This is a genomic window from Clostridium sp. AF23-6LB (assembly GCF_003461085.1).
In the GTDB taxonomy this organism is placed as follows: Bacteria; Bacillota; Clostridia; order Lachnospirales; family Lachnospiraceae; genus Coprococcus; species Coprococcus ammoniilyticus.
Map to the genome: position 1 here is coordinate 183269 of NZ_QTWK01000004.1, position 24185 is coordinate 207453.

Here is a 24185-nt window from a genome sequence, read left to right on the forward strand (position 1 = left end):
CATTGAAATTACCAATTACAGGGGGGATACCATATATGAAACTCAAACTTCTAATATGTGATGATTCAGATCTACAATTAAAAGAAACAACCAGTTTTGCACATTCCTGTTTGGATGCTTCTGAATCCTTCACTTTCAGAATCGACTCCTACGAGCCAGAGAAATTAAAAAAATTGCTTGAGACCGATACGATTAATTATGATATTGCAATCTTAGATATCGAAATGGGGGACTTCAACGGTATCGATTTTGCTTCCGAGCTTAATCAATGCTGCCCACAGTGTGCAGTTATCTTCCTCACCAGCCATACCGACTATATATCTGAATCTTACGAAGTCCGTCACATATATTATGTTACAAAGGATTCCATACAACAATATCTGCCTAAGGCACTGGATAAAGCGATTCAGCTTGTAATTGAACGAAAAGCACGCTTTCTGGACGTTATCTCCAACCGAAAACGGTACACCCTTTCATGCGGAACGATCACTCATATTGAACGGCTCAGCCGCGAGATTATTATTTATACTGACGATGGGGAAGCCTATAAAGTGTACGAATCCCTTCAGGCTGTAAGCGAACGACTGCCGTCCTATTTCTCGCAATGCCATAGTTCTTTCATGGTCAATCTTGGATATGTAAAAAATTTATCCTCACAGGAAACCGAGCTGACCGGCGGCATCAAATTGCCTGTTGGCAGACGCTATGCCAAACCATTCAAAGCCGACTACCTCAAATATATCTCCGAACACGCTATGTTGTAAATTACAAACACACAAACCATGGCTGTTCTGTATGCCTTTTACAACATGATCGCTACTTCAAAGGCATCACCCTTGTCCGTGAACTCGACCGTTCCATCGTACCTGGCAACAATCTGCCTGATAATACGAACACCTCTGCCGTGGTTTTCTGCATCTGACTTCGTTGTATGGAACTGATTCTCCATAACGGCGATCTCCGTTCTTTTGGAATTTTTAACAGTGATAAAGAAGTTACTCCCACGATTCAATATCGATACATGTATGAATCTTTTATTTTCCCCATTTGCATCCTGCACCGGCACACACTCGGCTGCTTCGATCGCATTGTCTAACAGATTGGCAAACAGACGAATCTTATCGACATCCTCCATACGAATCTCCGGTAACCCGGTTGGAATATTATAAGTAAATGCAATCTGCTTCTTTCTTGCAAGATCCCGCTTATCTGAGACCGCACAGTCAAGGATTGTGTCATTTGTCACAATCATCTGCCTGATCTCCTCAATTTCCTTCTTCTTTTTTTCTATGTACTCTTCGGTGTCTTTCTGCTCCCGGATCATTTCATTGATCTCGTTTGAAATCTCATATATCTTTTTGCTGGTGTCTTCTATACTCTTCATATGCGTATATGAAGATTGGATACTTTCTACAAACTGTTGTCTTTTTTTCTTCAGATTTCTTGCTGAAATGATATTGTAGATCAGTGATCCTATAAGCACAATAACTACTGCTACTATGATCATCCAGTTTTTCTCGTTCATCTGTGGCATATTTATCCTCTGGTCAAACATATTTTTTCATATATTCTGTTATCTGAATTCTCCAAAAAGCACTATAAATTTTAGTATATCTATTATTTCTTTCCTGTCAATAATATTTTTATCTCTAGTTTTCTGTTTCAGATAACACCCAGACTGTGTTTTTCTCTTTCTATAAAAATTGTATAAACAGGTTGACTCTTTTTATTTTAAAGTTATAATAGTTCTAAAAAGAACTTAATTAGGAAATGAGGAATATCTATGATCCTACAATCACCATCCAATATTTTTGATATGACAAAAAGCCTGATGAAGCTTCAGGAAAAATATCTTGAAAGCATCCGGACAGACTATAAGCTTTCACGGATTGAAGTTATCATCATTACTTTTTTACACAATAATCCGGCACATGATACTGCCAGAGATATCGTAGCGTTTCGTATGCTGCAGCGTGGAAATGTATCCACAGCCATTGATTCTCTCGCCGACAAAGGCTATCTGACCAGACATCCGGATACAAATGATAAACGGATCATTCATCTGAAGCTCTCTGATAGATCAATTCCCGTTGTACATGCGATCGAGAAAAAGCAGGATGAACTGATCTCCTGCATCTTTGAAGGTTTTTCAGATGATGAAAAGAAGAATTTTGCATCCTATAACAAGCGTTTGTATGACAATGTGTTATCGCATTTAAAATAACATGATCACACCCTGTCACCTGAATACTTCGCAGTTCGGACAATACTATATTCAGGCAAGCTTATATCACAATTAACTTTTATACAATATAAAACATCAATCAAAGGAACGAGGAATATACATGAAGAAACAAAGACAAGCCTACAGCATGACTGATTCTCCAAACAACACATCAAAAGCTTCACCACCAACCGGCGGAGAATCCATATCGAAAAACGGAAGAAGCAACCAACCGAACCGGATTGCCCACAACGCAGGCTCATCCGACCGGGAATTTCTGGCAAAAGAACCGATCGGTAAATTATTGGCAAAGCTCGCACTTCCTACAGTCGCCGCACAGATGATCAATATGCTGTATAACATCGTTGATCGTATTTACATTGGTCATATTCCACAAAACGGTTCACTGGCACTTACCGGTGTCGGTGTCTGTATGCCCCTTATCATGATCATCTCCGCTTTCGCGGCTCTGGTCGGAAATGGCGGTGCTCCACGGGCTACCATCTATATGGGCAAAAATAAAAAAGACGATGCCGAGAAAATCCTCGGTAACTGTTTTACCATGCAGATCATCTTATCCGTTATACTGACTGCTGTTCTTCTGATCTGGAATCGCGATCTGCTTCTGGCATTCGGTGCAAGTAAGAATACCATTAACTATGCAACCTCATATATGAATATCTACGCAATCGGCACAATCTTTGTACAGCTCACTCTGGGTATGAATGCATTTATCACTGCACAGGGCTTCGCCAAAGAAGGTATGTTGTCCGTACTGATCGGTGCGATCGCGAATATCATCTTAGACCCGATCTTTATCTTTGCGCTTCATATGAGGGTAAAAGGTGCGGCTCTTGCAACGATCATTTCTCAGGGCTGTTCCTGCATCTGGGTCTTAAGCTTCCTCTTCGGCAAACGGACAACACTCCGTATCCGTGTGAAAAACCTCGGTTTGCAGGCCTCCTATATCCTGCCATGTCTGGCACTCGGTTCTGCTGTCTTTATCATGCAGGGAAGTGAAAGTATCATATCTGTGTGCTTCAACTCCTCCCTTCTGAAATATGGCGGAGATATGGCAGTCGGTGCTATGACGATCCTTACCAGCGTCATGCAGTTCGCCATGCTCCCACTTCAGGGACTTGGGCAGGGTGCTCAGCCGATCATCAGTTATAACTATGGTGCAAAAAATGCATCCCGAGTAAAGGATGCATTCAAACTTCTGCTAAAGGTCAGCCTGACATATTCTGTTTTATTATGGCTTTGCATTATGTGTTTCCCTCAGGTTTTTGCATCCATCTTTACCCCGGATACAGCCTTGATCGCATTTACCAAGGATGCACTTAGATACTACCTTGCGGTTATGTTCTTATTTGGAATCCAGATCTCCTGTCAGATGACATTCAATGCTCTCGGCAACGCTCCGGCATCCATCATCGTTGCGATCATGCGTAAATTCGTCCTGTTGATCCCATTGATCTTCATTATGCCGCATATCTACACCGCAGATAAGACAATGGCTGTCTACATGGCAGAACCGATCGCAGACCTGATCGCCGTAACCTTCACCGCCATCCTGTTCTTCTTCCAGTTCAGAAAGGCACTACGGGAGATTGAATAAATTAATTAATAATCCCATCCGGTCGTTTATATTTTTCATCGAGCTTTTTCATGCTTTAATTCAGGCAACACCGTGGCACACATTGTAAAGAAGCTGGCACATCCGCCGATCAGATTCGAGATTGGCTCTGCCCAGAATACACCATCCACTCCAAGATTTCCGATTTTCGGAAGCAGAATGGTAAGCGGCACTACGATAAACGCCTTCCGAAGCAGAGAAAAGAAGGTAGCCTTTTTCGCCTTTCCAAGCGCAAGGAACACACTCTGTCCGGTAAACTGCAATGCCATAAAACAAAATCCGAAGAAATATATATGTAATGCCGGAACCCCTTTTGCGATCAGTTCCGGTGAATGATTAAATATACGGATAAACGGCTCCGGGAACAATCTGAGAATGCCCCATGCCGCAAAAGTATAGGTTACGCATAATATAGTCAGGAAACGGATGGCTTTCCGTACCTTCTCATATGCCCCTTCTCCATAATTAAAGCTCATGACCGGAGATGCACCATTTGTAATACCCATAACCGGAAGTGTACAGATATCGCGCACGGAATTCAACACGGTCATAACGCCCACATAGATATCCCCACCATAGACCTGAAGTGTCGCATTACATACAACCTGTACCAGACTGTTTGTAAATGCCATGATAAAGCTGGATACTCCCAGACCGATGATCCGCAAAACCCGTTTCCACTGCAGCCACATACAGCTCCATTTCAAATGAAGCACTGCCCGTTTTCCGGTCAGGAATACAAGTACCCATACTGTCGAGCAAAACTGAGAAATGATCGTCGCAATAGCCGCTCCTCTTACTCCCAGATTTAAAACAAAGATAAATATAGGATCCAGTATTATATTTAAAACTGCTCCGATCAGAACCGATATCATCCCTGTATTTCCAAAGCCCTGACTGTTGATAAACGGATTCATTCCTACCGATACCATGACAAATACCGTTCCCAGCAGATAGATCTGAATATAGGAGCCTGCATATGGGAATGTATCATCACTTGCACCAAACAGATAAAGAATCGGCTTATAAAAGATCAGCCCGATAATCGTCAATACAATTCCTGTTCCGATCAATAACGTAAAAGCATTTCCCATCAGATGCTCTGCTTCTTCATCATTACCCTTACCGCGTTCCATGGAACAAAGCGGTGCACCTCCATTTCCATACAGATAGGTAAAGGCGGTGATCAGTGAAATGATCGGAAAGCACAGACCTACCCCTGTCAGTGCAGTTGTACCGACTTCCGGGATCCGTCCGATGTAGATCCTGTCAACCACGTTATATAAAAGATTAAGTAGCTGTGCCAGAATCATTGGTACAGCTACTTCTATAATATTTCTATATACATTTCCACTTGAGAAATCTGTCTGATGTGCCTGCAATACCGTCTTCCTCTTTCAAAATAACATACAATATGATCCGTTCTGTTCCGTCAATACTTTCAAAAGCATTCTCTGTCAGAAAATACTTTTCAGAACTGTCTTTTATATTATATTCTTTTTTGAAGTGAAGTCAAATAACACTTATCCTCTATGCGTGATAAAGGTTGACCGCCTTTTCGATCAGTGCCAGTTCCTCTGCTTCCATCTCGGTTGTTCTCTGCTTCTCAGCAGCCTTCAGATTACTGAGTATCTGTTCCGGCTTCGATGCACCGATCAAAACGGTTGTAACCTCCGGTTTGTTCAGCAGCCATGCAATCGCAAGCTCTGACAAGCTCATATTATAGCCTGCTGCAATATCATTTAACTCTGTCAGAAGCGGACGCATCGATACGACCTGATCCTCATGAAGGAACCGTCCGTCTCTTGCCACCCGACTGTCCTTTGGAATATTCTGCAGATATTTATCGGTTAACATACCCTGTGCCAGTGGAGAAAAGCAGATCAGTCCTCTTCCGGATGCATATGTCTGCTTCAGTAGTCCGTTCTTCTCAACTGTCCGATCCAGAATATTGTAACGATTCTGATTGATGATAAACGGACAATGCAGTTCGTCCAGAATCCGCTCTGCTTTCGCCATCGTCGGACCGTCATAATTCGACAGACCTACGTATAAAGCCTTACCGCTTCTTACGATCTGTGCAAGTGCTTCCATCGTTTCTTCTAATGGTGTGTTCGGATCCATGCGATGATGATAGAAGATATCTACATATGGAAGTCCCATTCTCTTTAAGCTCTGATCCAGACTCGCGATCAGGTATTTGCGGCTGCCCCAGTTGCCATAAGGACCTTCCCACATATCAAATCCTGCTTTTGTACTGATCACCATCTCGTCTCTGTAAGCACTCATTTCTTCCCGGAGGATTCTGCCGAAGTTTTCCTCTGCGCTTCCATATACCGGACCGTAATTATTTGCCAGATCAAAATGTGTGATTCCGTGATCAAATGCGGTAAAGCACATCTGTTTCATATTCTCATAATTATCTACACTACCGAAATTATGCCAGAGACCAAGTGCGATCGGAGGAAGCATCAGACCACTTTTACCGCAATGGCGGTAAAAATCCGTTCCTTCTGTCTCTGTATATCTGGTCTTTGAAGCTGTATATTCAGCCATATAAACTAACCCCTTTCTATCTTAAACAAACAGGCAATTGTATCTTCTCTATGCCCTGTATTCCGGCACGTTTACAATTGCCTGTCTGTTACTTATTTACTGAATATTTTCATTATGCACCATAGCCATCCGGATTCATGCTCTGCCATCTCCATGAATCTGCGCACATCTCGTCAATTCCGTATTCTGCTTCCCAGCCAAGTTCTTTCTTAGCAAGAGTTGCATCAGAATAACAGGTTGCGATATCACCTGCACGACGAGGCTTGATCTCATAAGGAATCTTCTTGCCGCATGCCTTCTCAAATGCCTTAACAACATCTAAAACGCTGTATCCTTTTCCTGTACCCAGATTGTAAATCTTTACACCCGGATTCTCTTTGATCTTATTGATCGCTTTTACATGACCCTTGGCAAGATCTACAACATGAATATAATCTCTGACACCTGTTCCGTCCGGTGTATCATAGTCATCACCGAATACACCAAGACAAGGAAGCTTTCCTACCGCTACCTGTGCTACATAAGGAAGCAGGTTGTTTGGAATACCCTTTGGATCTTCTCCGATCAGTCCGCTCTTATGTGCTCCGATTGGATTGAAGTAACGAAGCAGGATTACATTCCATTCCGGATCTGCTGTGTGGATATCTGTCAGGATCTGCTCAAGCATATGCTTGGTCCAGCCGTAAGGATTTGTGCAGACACCCTTTGGACATTCCTCTGTGATCGGAATAAATGCAGGATTGCCATATACGGTTGCAGATGATGAAAAGATAATGTTCTTGCATCCATTCTCGCGCATTGCCTTGCAAAGTGTTAATGTACCCGCAATGTTATTCTCATAATATTCGAGTGGCTTACGAACAGACTCACCAACTGCCTTTAAGCCTGCAAAATGAATTACTGTATCCGGCTTTTCTTTTGCAAAGATTTCATTCATTGCATCCAGATCACGGATATCCTTCTCATAAAATGTTACGTCTTTTCCTGTTATCTCTTTTATTCTTCCAATTACTTTCGGACTCGCATTATACAGATTGTCAACAACTACTACATCATATCCTGCTTCTAATAATTCAACGCAGGTATGACTTCCAATATAACCAGCACCACCTGTTACTAAGATCTTCATATCATAATCCTCCTGTAAAATAAATTCTTAACCTTCGGTTATCACAACATTTATCGGTACCGGATTCTCTGTTACGATAACCACTATCATCATTATACACGAGAATAAAAACTAATCAATAGTTTTTGCTAAATTTTTACTAAAAGTTAGTAAATTTTATTCTTTTTGTTTACTGCATGAATTCTACCGCATGCTTCCGCTTCCATATCGGCATCAGATTCCGCTGGCAGGTCGGATTCTTCCGCTGTTCAATCCCGATCGTATGAAAGAAGGTCTTCCAGAGTTCGGTATATTCATCCTTCAATAATTCCGTCTGTCGGAGCGTCTTCATTTCCTCATCGGACAACTCCCGCAAATACATCTTCTGAGCCTTTTCCTTCATATATCGGTTCTGTTCTGAAATCTCTCTTTCTCTATCTGCCTGCTGCCCTGAGTAATGTTTTCCCGGATGGATCACCGCATACTTCCGGTTATCATCAAGGATCATAAAATATTCATCCGGCATCCGGTCTGCAAAATGCTCTGCCACCTGATAGATCACATCATGCTTCGGTTCCAGATGACAGACATACACCTTATTATCGATCGAATTGAATCTGGCAAATTCCCGAAAATGATGAATTTCATTTCCAACTGCCCGCCGAATCTCCAGCATCCGGCTAACCGGAGGCTCTGCAAGCATCCCGATCACCCTTGGTCCTGCCTGAAATCCGATCCGCAAAAACCGGTAGATATCGTCCAGTACATCATCTTCCATCAGACAGGCATAATACACATCGATATATGCCTGCATCCCGATCTTATTTCGAACGGAACGCAGAACCTTTTCCGTCTTTTCTGCATCGGCATCCACATGGACATACTCGTCAAATAAAGTTGCCTGCACGATCGGCTCCGTCCGTAACTGCACCTTATCATGTCCGACCCGGAGTGCATAAACCCATGCATCATAGATGCAGGTCATCATATCTTCTAATTGATGTTTACAGGTAAATATCCTCATATTTACATTCTCCCATCTATATCCTCATCTATCTATAAAATCTATCCTGACAATATTTCTTCATACAATCGTCTATTCTTAAATAGGATTTTACATTTATCCACAAATCAATTCGGAACTCCAAATACTCCCTGAGCATCAAAAAAGGATAACTGCTTATATTCTTCTTCCTTATGCTCTACCTGCCAGTTTTCTTTTGCATACTCGCCTATCAGTTGTCTGGTAATATACTGCTCTTCGATCGGTATCTTATACATCATCCGTCCTCCACAGGTAATAAAATAATGCGCCCGTTTCAACACCACGCCCATCTTCTTCAGATGGTCAAATTCCAGATGTCCGTACCGTCTCGCCTTTACGATCCTGCCTGCTGATTTCGGTCCTATCCCCGGCACCCGGAGCAGCGTATCATAAGAAGCTGTCTGCACTTCGATCGGGAACTGTTCCAGATGCCGGATCGCCCAGTCGCATTTCGGATCCATCCGGACATTAAAATTCGGTCGCTCCTCCGACAACAATTCATCTGCCTGAAATCCGTAAAACCGCAGCAGCCAGTCTGCCTGATACAGTCGGTGTTCTCTCAGAAGCGGAACCGGAGTCGCAAGAGACGGAAGTGCCGAGTCCTCATTTACCGGAATATAGGCGGAATAAAAGACACGTTTCAGATCATAGTTCTGGTATAACTTCTGTGTCGTCTGAACCAACGTATAGTCGCTCTCATCGGATGCCCCAATGATCATCTGTGTACTCTGACCTGCCGGTGCAAATGCCCGTGGCTTCCATGTATCCTGAGTTGCCGGAGCAAAGGAAGCAGCTTTCTTCCAAAGAGAGCCGCCTCCATTACTCTGTGCTCCGGTCAGCCGTAACTGTTCTTTCCCGAATATACTTCCCGGCAGGTAACGATTCCCCAGACTGCGTTCCATTCTTGCATCTTTCCCTATCAGGGTTCTTGTCTCTGCGATCGTATCACGCACCTTCCCCATCGGAGTCATGATCGTCTGGAAACTCTTATTCGGAGCAAGCTTCTTTAGGCTCTCCGCAGTCGGCAGCTCCAGATTCACACTGATGCGGTCGGCCAGAAATCCGGCAGCCGCAAGTAGTTCATCCGGCGCACCCGGAATCGTCTTTACATGAATATATCCGTTGAACCTGTATTTTGTACGAAGGAGCTGTAAGGTTATACAGATCTGCTCCATCGTGTATGCCGGATCACGGATCACACCGGAGCTTAAGAACAGCCCTTCTATATAATTCCTTTTATAAAATTCGATCGTCAGTTCACAGATCTCCTCCGGCGTAAAAGTGGCACGCTTGACATCATTCGATACTCGGTTCACGCAATACTTGCAGTCATAAATACAATGATTCGTCATCAGAATCTTGAGCAGAGAGATACAGCGCCCGTCTGATGCAAAGCTGTGACAGATTCCGCAGGATCGTGCATTTCCGAGCATTTCTTCCTTTCCTTTTCGATCCACACCGCTGGATGTACATGCCACATCATACTTCGCCGCATCCGCCAGTATATGTAATTTTTCCTGTATAGTTTTATTTGCTTGTATTTCGAACATATGTTTATTATAAGAACTTACGTTCGATTTTTCAAGTGGAAATTTTTGTTTTTTACATACGAAAAAGGCTTCCTGAAAGGATCCATGTAGCTAAATCAAACCTGTTCACTCAAATATTTATATCAAAATGAACAAGAGTATCATCTATTATTCCGCAAGACGCTTCCGCTCTACCTTCGACGTAATGGTACATAAGGCTGCAAAATACGCAGCCTAAGTACCAACGCGAATAAACTGAGACCTTAACGAGGGGACCGAGTTTAGTTCGAAGTTACACAGAGGGGGCAGGCTTGCTTCATAATAATAATACTCTCGTCCATTTTGCTCAAAACAATACTTTGCAAACAGGTTTGATATATCTGCAATATTAACAGGAAGCCTTTTTCTGTCTTTGTAATAAACTACATGCATATTTCCACATTTAAAAATCAAACTGGTAATCGTTTCATATTGCGAAAATGTTACAGAATTATTACAATTCCATTGTACTCGATCGATACATTTATAAATTACAACAGGAGGATCTTATTATGTGTATGAATTGTAACTGTTCAGATCTTTGGAATATGATCTGCAAATATCTGGGTTTAGGCTGTTAAATTAAAAAAAGGCTTCCCACTAATGTATGGGCTTATATCTTTATGGAACAGACCTTTTTTCACGTCGGTCCTTAGTGAACTGCGATAAGCAGTGAACTTAGTACCGTTACGTGAAAAATAGAACGCAAGTGTTCTGTGAAATAAAGGATATAGCCCATGCATCAGTGGGAAGCCTTTTTATTATTAAATATTTTAATTATTTCTTCTTATTCTTCAAGTCTGTCACCAGAATCATTGCTGCGCCGACTACCATAACAATCGCACCGATCAGCAGGAAGATGGTTCCATAGCCAAGGCTATAGACTATATCGCCATTGGTATTATTCTTGATCTGAACCATTGTATTGACCAGATCGATCATGATCACAGCCAGAGTCAGGATCGCTGTAAGTAACGTCCATTTTCTTGCATTTTTAAATACCATTATAATACTTGTGATCAATGCAAAAAATATAACAAGGATTCCATCTCCACTCAGGAAATTGACGGATTCTGTTGTTCCATCCACAGTCGCCTGAACGAACGGCTGGAAGTTTGCCCATATCAGAAGCACCGCCATAAGTCCGATCAGAACTCTTCCGATCGCAACAGGTTTCGGTGTCTCCATCTTCTCATTTGCTACATTTGAAAACCGTTTGGAGATTCCTCCATAGGTCTTACTGTAATCCATAATGGATAAATCTTTCTCTCTGTGCTCTCCACTGCCGGAGGTTGTCTGCACAGAATCTTTCTCATTCTGTTCTGCCATAAAAAACTCCTTTAATTACTCCTCTGGGACAAGGCTACGATCGGGAAACGATTTACAACCTTTGTCATTGCTTCCTACTGCTCCCGGAAAATGATATTTCCTGTCGCTGCATCCATCTCGTCTACAATTGCAAGGGATTCCAGATGATATCCCAGATTCCGGATGATCTGTCCGCCGGTCTGGAAGCCTTTTTCGATTACGATACCGATTCCCGCAACATTTGCACCGGCTGATGTCACGATAGAGATCAGTCCCTGAAGGGCACAGCCATTTGCAAGGAAGTCATCAATGATCAGAACATTGTCGTCCGGATTCAAGAACTTCTTTGACACGATAACCTGATTCTTACATTTATGGGTAAAGGATTCTACCTCTGCCACATACACTTCGCCTTCTATATTGATGCTTTTTGATTTCTTCGCAAAGATAACAGGCACATCAAACTGTCGCGCTGCCACACATGCGATCCCGATTCCGGATGCCTCGATCGTGAGAATCTTATTGATCGGCGTTCCTTCAAAACGCTTCTTAAATTCTTCACCGATCTGGTCAAATAACCGGATGTCCATCTGGTGATTCAAAAAGCTGTCAACCTTTAATACATTTCCTTCTTTTACAATTCCGTCTTTTACAATTCTTTCTTCTAAGAAATTCAACTGTAGTTCCTCCTTGAGATTGCTTTCGTCCTTAACAAACAATTAGTACAATCATACATCATTTCTCGACGAGATTCTACTGGAAATGTATTTTTTATGATTCGAATTATTCACGCCTACCAGTCTGATCCCATTTTGCTGAGTGCTGATGCAATACTATCAATTCCAAGCACGATCAGATACAGTCCGATCAGATAACCGAATGCGACAACTGCCATAATCGGTTCTATCAGAAGCATAACTCCGATCACGATACCGATGATATTCAACAACAGGGATACAAGTCCGAAGCTGTTACCTGCAAAATACCGTACTGTGCTGATATGGGACAGTCTGGATATACTGTGCATAATGATCCAGAGTGCAAAGAGCCAGATTACTAACCGTTGTGTGGCTCCCGGACAGAGGATCAGCATCATACCAAGCAGGGTACTTAAGATGCCAGAGGTCAGGGATACTGTCGGTACAACTCCCATATGCCGCTCCATCTTTACATAGAATATAATATCTGCTATACCGCTGACTGCTGCCACGATTCCGTAACAGATGACAATACTGTTCAACATACTTTCAGGACGGATCATCGTAAAGATACCAAGTATAGTGAGTATGATTCCCAGTATCAGCTCCATCCAGCCAAATTCTGTTCGTTTCCTCATAATTCTCACCTCTTATCCTGTAAAATGCTCATAAATTCGTCTCCTGTAATCGTCTCTTTCTCATATAAAAAGGCTGCCAGTTCATCCAGCTTTTCCCGGTTCTCCTCTAAAATCTTACGCGCTTTTTCATGCTGAACCTTCACCAGTTCTACAACCTTGCGGTCAATCTCCCGCTGGGTTTCCGGTGAACAGGTAAGGGATGTATCCCCACCAAGATACTGATTATTTCTCGTCTCCATCGCAACCATATCAAAGTCATTATTCATGCCATACTGGGTGATCATCGCCCGTGCGATCTTCGTTGCCTGCTCGATATCATTCGATGCTCCGGTCGTAACCTCACCGAATATCACTTCCTCTGCTGCACGTCCACCGGTAAAGGTTGCAATCTTATTTTCCAGTTCTTCTTTTGTCAGCAGATATTTGTCTCCCTGTTCCACCTGCATGGTGTAGCCGAGCGCACCTGAGGTTCTCGGAATGATCGTGATCTTCTGTACCGGTGCCGAGTGCGACTGCATGGCCGCTACGAGCGCATGGCCGATCTCATGATAGGCAACCACATGCTTTTCTTTATCTGATAAAACAGCATTCTTCTTCTGATATCCTGCGATAACTACTTCTACGCTTTCTTCAAGATCTGCTTCTGTAACGATCGTTCTGCCTGCCCGTACTGTCCGAAGAGCTGCTTCATTTACGATATTTGCCAGCTCTGCACCGGAAGCTCCTGCTGCCATTCTTGCAATCGTATGGAAATCCACATCATCCGAAACCTTAATCTTTCTGGCATGTACCTGAAGGATTGCTTCCCTTCCTTTCAGATCCGGAAGTTCAACCGGAACTCTACGGTCGAATCGACCCGGACGGGTAAGTGCAGGATCAAGCGATTCCGGTCGGTTTGTTGCCGCCAGGATGATAACGCCGTTGTTTCCTTCAAAACCATCCATCTCAGTCAGGAGCTGGTTCAAGGTCTGTTCTCTTTCATCATTTCCTCCGATCTGTCCGTCACGCTTCTTACCGATCGCATCAATCTCATCGATAAATACGATACATGGTGCTTTTTCCTTTGCCTGCTTGAACAGATCTCTGACCTTGGAGGCACCCATACCTACAAACATTTCTACGAATTCCGAACCGGACATCGAGAAGAACGGTACATTGGACTCTCCCGCAACTGCTTTTGCAAGCATTGTTTTACCGGTTCCCGGAGGACCTACTAACAGGACACCTTTTGGCATCAAAGCACCGACATCCGTATATTTCGCAGGGTTGTGCAAATAATCAACGATTTCTGCCAGATTCTCTTTTGCTTCATCCTCTCCTGCGACATCCGAGAAACGGATACCGTTTGTTGACTGCACATATACCTTGGCATTGCTCTTGCCCATTCCAAAGGACATCGCATTCTTACCGCCCGCCTGTTCGATCAGCTTCTTACTGAAATACTGACCCAGTCCGATGAATATAATGATCGGAAGAAGGAATGTCAACAGGAAATGCCAGACCGGTGATACCGTCTCATCGACATTCTTTGAAAATACCGCTCCGGCATCGTATAACCGTTCCGTCAGTCCCGGATCATCCATAGCTCCGGTCTTATAGTATGTGTTCTTATCCTTGTCTGTGAAGATGATCTCAGAATCAGCCACCTCTACTTCACCATATTTTTCTCATTGATCATCTTCATAAATGTTCCGTAATCTACTTCCTTGACCTGTGTCTTCATCAGAAGCGGATAAATGAACATATTAAAAACCAGAAGAATAACCAGCACGATCCCATAATAGAAGATCAATGGCTTCTTGGGTGATTTTACTTCTTTCATATGTCTCCTCTCTTTCCGGCAGGTACCTGTAATTTCTACACATGTGTACTGCCTTTTCCTGTATTATTTCCAAGTTTCGCAAATTATCATAGCAATCATCGCTAACCTGTGTTGACACAGCTTTTGGTATTGCTTATGCAGGAAAAGCTATTAGCACTCGCTATATAAGAGTGCTAAGTTTCTTTTAGAACAATATAGCCAGAAAAAAAGGAAATGTCAATCTCTTTTATAAAGATTTCACACTTCCTTTACAGCTTTTTATTTTATATTATTTTGATACATCAATTATAAATTCCGGCGTTCCCATTGCTCCTGCACCCAGCTCATATTTATTAAAAAATACCACAACCTGATCCTTGTCATTGATATAAAACTGTGTATCTTCATTGATCAGATCTTCCAGATCTAAATCTTCCCATAGATAGAATTTCTTTTCGTCGTCCCAGGTATTGATCTGCTTCTGAACCTCATCGGCTATGATCTTCTTATAATTGCTGCCAAACCATTCTTTTAATGTAATATCCTTTCCTGTATCCAGATCGATGTTATAATAGAACATCTGGTAATAACCGGTTGCCCGGGTCTCATTTTCACTGATCACAAAGGATACATAATGTTCATCCAGACATTTGACCTCATAGTCAATAACGATATCATATGGGATAAAGTTCTTCGGATCTCCCCCGGTTAATATATAAGCGTTATACTCTTCTTCCGCACGCTTCTTACTTGCTTCCACTTCCTGGTTGATCATCTTTGCTATCTCACGATTCACACGCTTTTCCAGTTCGGAATTTCCGGTATTATTCAACTGCGGAACTTTCACATTTACATATTTGGCTTCATCCGCATATTCATATTCCCGGAAGGTAAATACCTGACACACAGGACCGATAAACGGCGTATCTGCTGCTGCCTTTGCAAACGTCGGAGATACATTCAGCAGAACCACAAATATCAAAAACATTGCAGCTACGGCCTCTCCTGCATAACGCAGTATATGTTTCTTCTGTCTCGTATATATATTAACAGGCTTCTGATCCGACATCCCTGTGCTCTCTGTCGTCAGTCCTTCTTCTATCGCATCCTGAACTATGGAATTCAATTGTTCCGGAATTTTTATATTTTCATATTCCTCTTTATTAAACTTCATCATAAACCTCCAAATCCAGCTTTAAGAGTTTCAAAGCCTTATACAACCTTGATTTTACTGTGTTGATATTATCTCCTGTAACCTCTGCGATCTTGTCAAATTGCATATCTTCAAAAAAACGCAAAAGAACGACTGTTTTCAATTTTGCCGGAAGCCGATCCATAGAATGATACAGATCGACATATTCCTCCTGCTTTCCCGTCCTGTCTGTACTGTCTTCAAGTGAATCATCCTCCTGCAGATAGACAACCTTTTTTTGCCTTCGCAAAGCCATCAGACATTCATTGATCAGTATACGATACGCCCATGTTTCAAAGTATTCCGGACTTTTTACCTGGCTCCGGTTCTGCAGTATCTTAACGACCGCATCATGAACCGCATCTAAAGCATCCTGTTCATTCTTCATATAGCCAAATGCCATCCGATAAAACTTCTCCTGATTATCCTCAATAAATCGTATCACCACAGTTGACCGGATTCCCGTATCTTGTGATTCCTGCTTTTTATAACCGGCACGTTCATTCTGATATTTCGTTTTTCTTAAAATACTACGCTCATTCACGTTCTGTTCCCTCTGTTAATATTTTTATTTATCCAGTGTATGTTCCTCCAGATATGTAAGCCATTTTTCACAATATTTCTTATTCAGATGAATTCCATCTGTGGCCGCATCATCCGGCAGAACTCCATCTGTTGATACCGCTTCCTGCACATTCACAAATGTAGCACCTTCATCCGCTGCAAGCTGCTCTAATCGTTTATTATATTCCGCGATCTTATCATTTCTGACATATCCACCGGAATCCGATACCGCTTTACTTACCGGAAGTACCGACTGAATAAATATCTTTGCAGATGGATTTTGTGCCTTAATATCATCAATGATCTGCTTGTAATCTGAGATAAATATATCATTACTGATCCAGCCTGTCTCATTGATTCCAAACATTAAATATACACGATTATATCTTGTTCTGGCAAGTGCCTCCATCACTGACCGGTCTTCATCGTCCTGATGGATTACTTTTGCGGTATATGCGCTTGCAACAGTTAATCCCTTGTGTACATATGCGGTTGTCTGTATACCGGTTTGTAACACGAAGCCTTCCGTTCTGGAATCTCCGACAAATACCGCATCCGAAAAATCATTTGATTTGTCATCGCTCTTTAAATCCATGTTTTTTACTGATCCTGTTGTAGTATCATCGCCCCTGCCTGTCAGCAATGTCTCTTTCACATTACCGGTTCCGGAACTCTCTGTCGTACTTACCTCTGTTGTCACAGGCTCCTGCGTTGATCCTTCTACAATCGGTCTGTCTTTCGCCATATGTATGAACCGAATACTGATGCAGAACGCAAACAGAAGCATTGCTGCTGCCGTTCCACGCATAAATATCTGCTGTCTTCTTCTCCTTCTCTTTCTCTTTTGCTGCATTAAGAACATCTTTCTTCTTTTTTGTAATCTGACTCTATTCCTATTCTGACGCATTATCCGTTCCTCCTTATCTATCTCAAAAGTATTTCTTACTTTGTTTTCTATTATTTAGATGTTTAAGGATGAGAAAAAGTTGATACAAATTTATATTTTTTGAAAAAATTTTGATTTGACGAAATTTTAATCTGAAGTTCCTTGCTTTATACAATAAGACTTTCCATAAAGCAAAAAAACATCCAATCGGTTAACGACATATTCATATCTGTTATCCGATTAGATGTTTTTTGTTTATCTGATATTTTTATTATGCTTCTTCCCTTGCTTCCGGATCAAAATGCTCCCTGACCAGCTTCACAACTACACCGGAAAGTAAGAATACTGCGATCAGGTTTGGTATCGCCATCAGACCATTGAAGGTCTCTGCAATACTCCAGAGTAATCCAAGATCTAAGGTTGCACCAACGATAGCAACCAGTGAATAAACAAACATAAACGGCTTATTTACCTTTGTTCCGAATAAAAACTCAATACACCTCGCACCATATAATCCCCAACCAATAATAGTTGAAAATGCGAAACAGCACATCGCTACAGCTGTAAAAAGTGATACCCAGTTGCCATATGTAGCAGTAAACCCACTGATCGTAAGCTCAGCGCCCGCTGCCTGTCCATATGTGATCGGCACTTCGCTGCAAAGTATAACCAGTGCAGTCAGGGTACAGATAACTATAGTATCTACGAATACTTCAAAGATTCCAAAGAATCCCTGTTTTACCGGCTTTCTTGTATCTGCACATGCATGTGCGATTGAACCTGTACCAAGCCCGGCCTCATTTGAAAAGATACCTCTTGATACACCCTTCTTCATGCTCATGAAAAAGCTTCCAACAACACCACCGGTTACTGACGCCGGTGAAAATGCGCCTTCCACAATCTCTTTAAATACTGCCGGCACATGATTGATATTTAAAATTACGACTCCAAGTGCAAGCACCACATAGAACAGCGCCATAAATGGTACCAGCTTCTCTGTTACCTGCCCGATTCTCTTAATCCCGCCAAGTAGGATCAATGCAAGCAGGACTGCAAGCACAATACCGATGACCAGATTTATGTTTGATACGGAATCCTTTGAAATAATTCCATAATTAAATAATGCAGAGTCGATCGCTGTCGTGATCGTGTTTACCTGTGTGGCATTTCCTGTACCGAACACTGTGATCACACCAAATGCCGCAAACAGATATGCAAGCCAGTGCCAGTGCTTCTTCAGACCATTCTTGATGTAATACATCGGTCCGCCGACAAATTCGCCCTTATCATTCTTCTCCCGGAAATGAACGGCGAGTGTTACTTCTGAAAACTTTGTACACATACCAAGAAGTGCGGATATCCACATCCAGAAGACGGCGCCCGGTCCACCGATAGCGATTGCTCCTGCAACACCTGCTATATTTCCTGTACCGACCGTAGCCGCAAGCGCGGTACACACCGCCTGAAACGGTGTCATGGCTCCATCGGCAGCCTGTTTCTTTCGAAACATTCGCCCGATCGTAACTTTCATCGCATATGGAAATTTCCGGATCTGCAGAAACCGGGTTCGGAAGCTTAACACCAGACCGACACCAATAATACAGATCATGGCAGGGACACCCCATATAAAGTTATTGACTACGTTGTTGATTGATTCAATTGTTTCTAACATATTTTACTACTAATTTCCTTTACTATAATCTGGCAAGTTTTTCGAATTCAGGTCGTACGCTCTTAAATATGTCCATACGTTTCGGTGAAAATATTCGAAACCTAAACCTCTTCACGTCCGGTTTTTGCACGAATAAGCATTAGAATTACAAATAACAGCACGATACAAACCGGAAGCGCAAGCCATGAAAGTGCGGCAAGCTTCGCAGCCTGAAGAATTCCGATCAGCAGATATCCAACCATACATACTGCAGCTACAACAATTGCATATGGAAGCTGTGTAGATACATGGTTTACATGCTCACAATGTCCTCCGGCAGATGCCATGATCGTTGTATCTGAGATTGGGGAGCAGTGGTCACCACATACCGCACCTGCAAGACAGGATGCGATAGAGATTACCATCATCTGTCCGGATGGGAATACGCCGATCACGATCGGGATCAGAATACTGAAGGTTCCCCATGACGTTCCGGTGGCAAATGCAAGTAAGGCTGCAACAATGAATATGATCATCGGCAGGAAGCCCTGCATGGAACCGGCAGAACTGGATACCAGATCAGCTACATATACCTTTGCGCCAAGGAGATTCGTCATACCGGAAAGTGTCCACGCCATTGTAAGGATCAGGATCGGTGCGATCATTGATTTGAAACCTTCCGGTATACATTCCGTAAATTCCCGGAAGGATAAGGTATCACGCAGCATGAAATAAATAAACGTAAATACCAGTGTAACAGCACCACCAAGCACCAGACCAACCGATGCGGATGAATTTGCGAATGCATCTACAAATGATGTTCCGCTGAAGAAACCGCCTGTATATACCATTGCAATGATACAGCTTATGATCAGCACAACAACCGGCAGGATCAGATCCAGCACATGTGCATTTTCTTTTAAAATTTCTTCTTCATTATCTTCATATGGTCTTCCCGGAGTTGTGAACAGATCCCCTGCTATCGCATTCATTTCATGTCTCTTCATCGGACCGAAATCAACACGAAGAATGGTTACTCCAAGTACCATGACTAACGTAAGAAGCGCATACAGATTATATGGAATTGTCTGGATAAATACTGCAAATCCGTTAATTCCAGCATCTTCCGGTACGGATGATGTAACAGCTGCAGCCCATGAACTGATCGGTGCTATGATACACACCGGTGCTGCTGTAGCATCAATAATATAAGATAATTTGGCTCTTGATACTTTATGACGATCTGTTACGGGACGAAGGACACTTCCTACAGTCAGACAATTAAAATAATCGTCTACAAAGATCAGGATTCCAAGAACCATAACGGATAATTGTGCACCAATCCTTGTCTTAATGTGTTTTGATGCCCATTTTCCAAATGCCGCAGAGCCTCCTGCTTTATTTAACAGGGATACCAGAATACCAAGCATAACAAGAAATACCAGAATACCCGTATTTCCTGAATCTGAAAGCTTCGCGATCATACCGCCATTTTCATTAAACAGCATGGTATTGATACCTAACTCCAGATTGAAATTCGAATATAATAATCCACCTGTGATAATACCTGCAAGCAATGAGGTATAAACTTCCTTTGTGATCAGTGCCAGACCGATCGCAATAACCGGTGGAAGCAGAGATAATATCGTTGCATATGTCTTACATTGATAATTCTCCGGATCTGCGATCTCCCCCGGTGTTTTACCGGTTACCACCATGAGTACGATTATGATCGCAATGAATATAAGCATCGCTATCTGTTTTCTTTTGATCTTCAATTTCTCTCCTCCAAAATTTTCTTTTGTTTTTTATGCCCTATGATAAGCATTCTGCTACATTCGTTTCCATAAAGGCACACTACTTTTCCAGTATAAAGTGCTATCCCTGAGAAATCAAGTTTTACCTGACATTTTAAAAGGGTATTTTCGGAATTTGTTCCAAAAATACCCTGGATTCTTATTTTATATCAGTATTGTACCTCTTATAAATCAATTACTTTTAGAAATCAACCTCTGAATCATAATAACAGCACTTTAAGAGTTTCTCCATCTCTTCCTGACTTGGCTGTCTTGGATTTGATCCTGTACATGCATCCAATATTGCATTTGCTGCGATCTCAGGCAACCGCTCTAAGAATACATTCTCAGGTACAAAGCCCTGCTCTGCCGGATAGCTGTCAGCACCATAATGTTTGATACAGTGTGGGATATTCAGATCATCGTTCATCTTACGCAGATAGTTGATCAGAAGTGTTACCTTCTCATCTAATGTATCACCGCCAAGTCCCATAAAGTCTGCGATCACTCCATATCTTTCTTTTGCAGTTTCATCCTTTGCATTAAATGCGATGACCTTCGGCAGATACATTGCATTTGCCGCACCGTGAATGATGTGTGCGCCATAATCCGCAAATGCTGCACCTGTTTTATGTGCCATAGAATGAACAATACCCAGAAGCGCATTTGAGAATGCCATACCTGCAAGGCACTGAGCGTTGTGCATTGCGTCACGTTTTTCCATGTCTCCGTTATAAGAACCAACCAGATCATTCTGGATCATCTTAATAGCATGTAATGCAAGCGGATCTGTGAAATCACAGTTTGCGGTTGATACATATGCCTCGATCGCATGTGTCATTGCATCCATACCGGTATGAGCAACTAACTTCTGCGGCATTGTCTCTGCCAGCTCAGGATCAACGATTGCTACATCCGGTGTGATCTCAAAATCAGCGATCGGGTATTTGATGCCCTTCTGATAATCCGTGATAATTGAAAAGGCCGTTACTTCAGTTGCAGTTCCTGAAGTAGATGAAATTGCACAGAAATGAGCTTTTTTACGAAGGGAAGGAATACCAAATACCTTACACATATCTTCAAATGTAATGTCCGGATATTCATATTTGATCCACATTGCCTTTGCCGCATCAATCGGAGAACCTCCGCCGATCGCTACGATCCAGTCCGGTTCAAACTCCAACATGGCAGCGGCACCCTTCATAACTGTTTCAACAGACGGATCCGGTTCAATGCCTTCAAATAACTGAACTTCCATTCCTGCCTCTTTCAGATTCTTTTCTACTTTATCCAGAAATCCAAAGCGTTTCATCGAGCCACCGCCAACACAGATCATCGCCCTTTTTCCTTTAAAAGTTTTTAATGCATCTAATGCATCCTTTCCATGATAAATATCTCTAGGTAACGTAAATCTTGCCATCTTTCCATCCTCCTATTACTCTATCTTATTGGTACGACTAAGGAGCCGCAAACGGCTCTTGCCTATAAAAAACAAAAAGTAGTGTACTACTACACTACTTTCTGATTATATCACAATTCTTTTCATTTCTCATTATATTTTTGTGAAATTTAAACAACTGTTTTTGTGAAAAATTAATTTTTCTAAACTTTTTATACAAAAAATGGCATTTTTCTAATGTTGAGCTACTTTCCTGCAAGAATCAGCTGAAGCAGGCTCTTATCCAACATTAATGCACGGTTCCAGGGATTCAGAATAATGCCCTCTATATCGTCCGTCATTAAAGCTGCTTCAAAGAGATGGCTGATATCTGCCATAAAGGTTGACATTACGGCTTCACCGCCCTTTATCTCCTCATCAAAGCTGGTAAATGCCATCCACCAGTACCGCTCATCCTCGGTCTGGATCGCCTGGATCTGCAAACTGCTCTCCGCACCCGCCGGTGGTATAACAGCAACAATGAACTGTCCATTTGCTCTCGCACGTCGTCTTATCACTGTAAGTGTATGTGCAAGCATTTCTTCTGTCGGTTCCTGCTGTAAAACAAGGATTGCTTCTTCGATTGTCTCATTTCCCTGTAAACCTTCATCTACAGGTATCTGATCTTCATATTTTTTCGTATCCATATACCGTCTGATCTCCCAAATATCTTCTCATATTTTATCTTGAAAATCTTCTTTATAACAGTCCCTGAATCAGAATGATCAGGATCAGAACAGGAAGTACAAACTGGAAATATGGTTTTAATTTTACGGACATTTTCACTCCGGAACCGGTATTTACTTCCTCAATATAATTATCAAAGCCCCAACCCCATTTCGTAACACAGAACAACAGATAGATCAGTGAACCGAGTGGGAGCAGAAGATTACTTACCAGGAAGTCCTCACTGTCTAATACATCCCTGCCACCGATCAGGTGCAAATCACTCCACACGTTGTATCCCAGAACACAAGGAAGACTTGCGATCAGTATGATGATACAGTTGATGAAAGCCGTTTTATTTCTGCTCCATCCAAACATATCCATCGCAAATGACATGATATTTTCAAATACGGCGATAACCGTAGAAAAGCTTGCAAATGTCATAAACAGAAAGAACAATGAACCCCAGATCCTGCCGCCTGCCATATTTACAAATACATTCGGCAGCGTTACAAATATCAGCTTTGGTCCTGCAGTGACCTCTACTCCATAGCTGAAGCATGCCGGAAAAATGATCAATCCTGACATAACAGCAACAAATGTATCCAGGGCACAGATTCGCACACCTTCGCCTGCCAGCGCATGATCCTTGCTCATATAACTTCCGAAGATCTCCATCGCAGCTACACCAAGACTCAGAGTGAAGAAGGCCTGATTCATAGCCGCGGAGATCACATTTCCGATACCGACTTTCTCAACCGTTGACAGATTTGGAATCAGGTAGAACCGTAAACCTTCACCGGCTCCTGATAAAGTAATGCTGTGAACTGCCAGTACCACGATCAGCACCAACAGTGCTGTCATCATAATCTTACTGATTCGTTCCAGACCATTCTGAAGCCCACGGCTGCATACGATAAATCCGACAATAACCGTCAGGATCATCCAGAAGCCCATCTGCTTCGGATCGGCAAGCAGATCCGAGAATACAGATCCGGTCGCATCCGCATCCATACCGGCCTTGAATTCGCCTGTGACAAATTTATAAAAATAAGATACCATCCAGCCGGATACGGTTGTGTAATACATCATCAGAACATAACAGCCAAGGATCGCAAACCATCCATGAATGTGCCATTTACTCTTTGGTTTTTCAAGCTCCTTATAGGCCAGAACTGCACTCTTTCTGCTGCCTCGTCCGACCGCAAGCTCCATCGTCAGAACCGGAAGCCCCATCGCCACAAGGAACAGCAGATAGAACAATACAAATATTCCTCCACCATTTTCTCCTACCACATATGGGAATCTCCATACATTTCCAATTCCAATCGCACATCCCGCACTTACTAATAAAAAGCCTAAACGGGATTTAAATGATTCTCGTTTCATATTTTCTACTTTTTCTCCTGT

20 protein-coding genes and 1 pseudogene are annotated in these 24185 nt (G+C 42.4%); 3 read left to right on the forward strand and 18 right to left on the reverse strand.

Annotation, left to right across the window (positions count from 1 at the left end; translation table 11 throughout):
- Positions 1-35 precede the first annotated feature (35 nt).
- Positions 36-764, forward strand: coding sequence for a response regulator transcription factor (locus DWY07_RS10320; protein ID WP_181983912.1), 729 nt, complete (start codon positions 36-38; stop codon positions 762-764).
- A 38-nt stretch (positions 765-802) separates the two neighbouring features.
- On the opposite strand, the gene DWY07_RS10325 is transcribed toward DWY07_RS10320, so the two are convergent.
- A complete protein-coding gene (locus DWY07_RS10325) occupies positions 803-1534 on the reverse strand; it encodes an ATP-binding protein (RefSeq protein ID WP_181983913.1) in 732 nt (243 codons plus the stop codon).
- A 249-nt stretch (positions 1535-1783) separates the two neighbouring features.
- Between DWY07_RS10325 and DWY07_RS10330 the strand changes: the two genes are divergently transcribed.
- Both DWY07_RS10330 and DWY07_RS10335 read left to right on the forward strand, forming a co-directional pair.
- Positions 1784-2224: a MarR family transcriptional regulator gene (locus DWY07_RS10330; RefSeq protein WP_117823005.1), complete on the forward strand. Its 441-nt coding sequence runs from the start codon at positions 1784-1786 to the stop codon at positions 2222-2224.
- Between the two features lie 121 nt (positions 2225-2345).
- A complete protein-coding gene (locus DWY07_RS10335) occupies positions 2346-3842 on the forward strand; it encodes an MATE family efflux transporter (protein ID WP_242997338.1) in 1497 nt (498 codons plus the stop codon).
- A gap of 35 nt (positions 3843-3877) precedes the next feature.
- Here DWY07_RS10335 and DWY07_RS10340 read toward each other — a convergent pair whose 3' ends face one another.
- The 17 genes and pseudogenes from DWY07_RS10340 to DWY07_RS10420 all read right to left on the reverse strand — a co-directional run bounded on the left by DWY07_RS10340 (position 3878) and on the right by DWY07_RS10420 (position 24164).
- A complete protein-coding gene (locus tag DWY07_RS10340) occupies positions 3878-5242 on the reverse strand; it encodes an MATE family efflux transporter (protein WP_044945890.1) in 1365 nt (454 codons plus the stop codon).
- Positions 5243-5390: 148 nt separating this feature from the next.
- On the reverse strand, positions 5391-6416 hold the full coding sequence (locus tag DWY07_RS10345) for an aldo/keto reductase (protein ID WP_008402330.1): 1026 nt from the start codon (positions 6414-6416) through the stop codon (positions 5391-5393).
- 112 nt (positions 6417-6528) lie between these two features.
- Positions 6529-7545 carry a UDP-glucose 4-epimerase GalE gene (gene galE, locus DWY07_RS10350; RefSeq protein WP_008402329.1) on the reverse strand — a complete coding sequence of 339 codons (1017 nt, stop codon included), beginning with the start codon at positions 7543-7545 and terminating at the stop codon, positions 6529-6531.
- Positions 7546-7714: 169 nt separating this feature from the next.
- Positions 7715-8548 (reverse strand): TIGR03915 family putative DNA repair protein, encoded by an 834-nt coding sequence (locus tag DWY07_RS10355; RefSeq protein WP_008402328.1) that lies wholly within the window; start codon positions 8546-8548, stop codon positions 7715-7717.
- A 107-nt stretch (positions 8549-8655) separates the two neighbouring features.
- Positions 8656-10119: a putative DNA modification/repair radical SAM protein gene (locus DWY07_RS10360; RefSeq protein WP_117823007.1), complete on the reverse strand. Its 1464-nt coding sequence runs from the start codon at positions 10117-10119 to the stop codon at positions 8656-8658.
- A 795-nt stretch (positions 10120-10914) separates the two neighbouring features.
- Positions 10915-11466, reverse strand: coding sequence for a hypothetical protein (locus DWY07_RS10365; protein ID WP_008402324.1), 552 nt, complete (start codon positions 11464-11466; stop codon positions 10915-10917).
- 74 nt (positions 11467-11540) lie between these two features.
- Positions 11541-12122 carry a xanthine phosphoribosyltransferase gene (locus tag DWY07_RS10370; RefSeq protein ID WP_044945885.1) on the reverse strand — a complete coding sequence of 194 codons (582 nt, stop codon included), beginning with the start codon at positions 12120-12122 and terminating at the stop codon, positions 11541-11543.
- A gap of 116 nt (positions 12123-12238) precedes the next feature.
- Complete coding sequence (locus DWY07_RS10375; protein WP_117823009.1) at positions 12239-12781, reverse strand: DUF308 domain-containing protein; 543 nt, start codon at positions 12779-12781, stop codon at positions 12239-12241.
- 5 nt (positions 12782-12786) lie between these two features.
- A pseudogene (ftsH, locus tag DWY07_RS10380) lies at positions 12787-14603 on the reverse strand (ATP-dependent zinc metalloprotease FtsH).
- Positions 14604-14871: 268 nt separating this feature from the next.
- Positions 14872-15756, reverse strand: coding sequence for a DUF3298 and DUF4163 domain-containing protein (locus tag DWY07_RS10385; protein ID WP_181983914.1), 885 nt, complete (start codon positions 15754-15756; stop codon positions 14872-14874).
- Positions 15746-16318, reverse strand: coding sequence for a sigma-70 family RNA polymerase sigma factor (locus DWY07_RS10390; RefSeq protein WP_117823013.1), 573 nt, complete (start codon positions 16316-16318; stop codon positions 15746-15748). Before DWY07_RS10390 ends, DWY07_RS10385 begins: the two co-directional genes overlap by 11 nt.
- Before the next feature lie 24 nt (positions 16319-16342).
- Positions 16343-17245 (reverse strand): GDSL-type esterase/lipase family protein, encoded by a 903-nt coding sequence (locus DWY07_RS10395; protein ID WP_117823015.1) that lies wholly within the window; start codon positions 17243-17245, stop codon positions 16343-16345.
- 250 nt (positions 17246-17495) lie between these two features.
- Positions 17496-18896, reverse strand: a complete 1401-nt coding sequence (locus DWY07_RS10400) for a sodium:alanine symporter family protein (protein WP_021944522.1) — start codon at positions 18894-18896, stop codon at positions 17496-17498.
- Between the two features lie 101 nt (positions 18897-18997).
- Positions 18998-20653: a Na+/H+ antiporter NhaC family protein gene (locus DWY07_RS10405; protein WP_021944523.1), complete on the reverse strand. Its 1656-nt coding sequence runs from the start codon at positions 20651-20653 to the stop codon at positions 18998-19000.
- A 220-nt stretch (positions 20654-20873) separates the two neighbouring features.
- The gene (locus tag DWY07_RS10410) at positions 20874-22091 is read right to left on the reverse strand and encodes an iron-containing alcohol dehydrogenase (protein ID WP_021944524.1); all 1218 of its coding nucleotides are present in this window, start codon (positions 22089-22091) and stop codon (positions 20874-20876) included.
- 224 nt (positions 22092-22315) lie between these two features.
- A complete protein-coding gene (locus DWY07_RS10415; protein WP_117823017.1) occupies positions 22316-22756 on the reverse strand; it encodes an SseB family protein in 441 nt (146 codons plus the stop codon).
- Between the two features lie 52 nt (positions 22757-22808).
- Positions 22809-24164 (reverse strand): sodium-dependent transporter, encoded by a 1356-nt coding sequence (locus tag DWY07_RS10420; RefSeq protein WP_117823019.1) that lies wholly within the window; start codon positions 24162-24164, stop codon positions 22809-22811.
- Between the last annotated feature and the right edge of the window lie 21 nt (positions 24165-24185).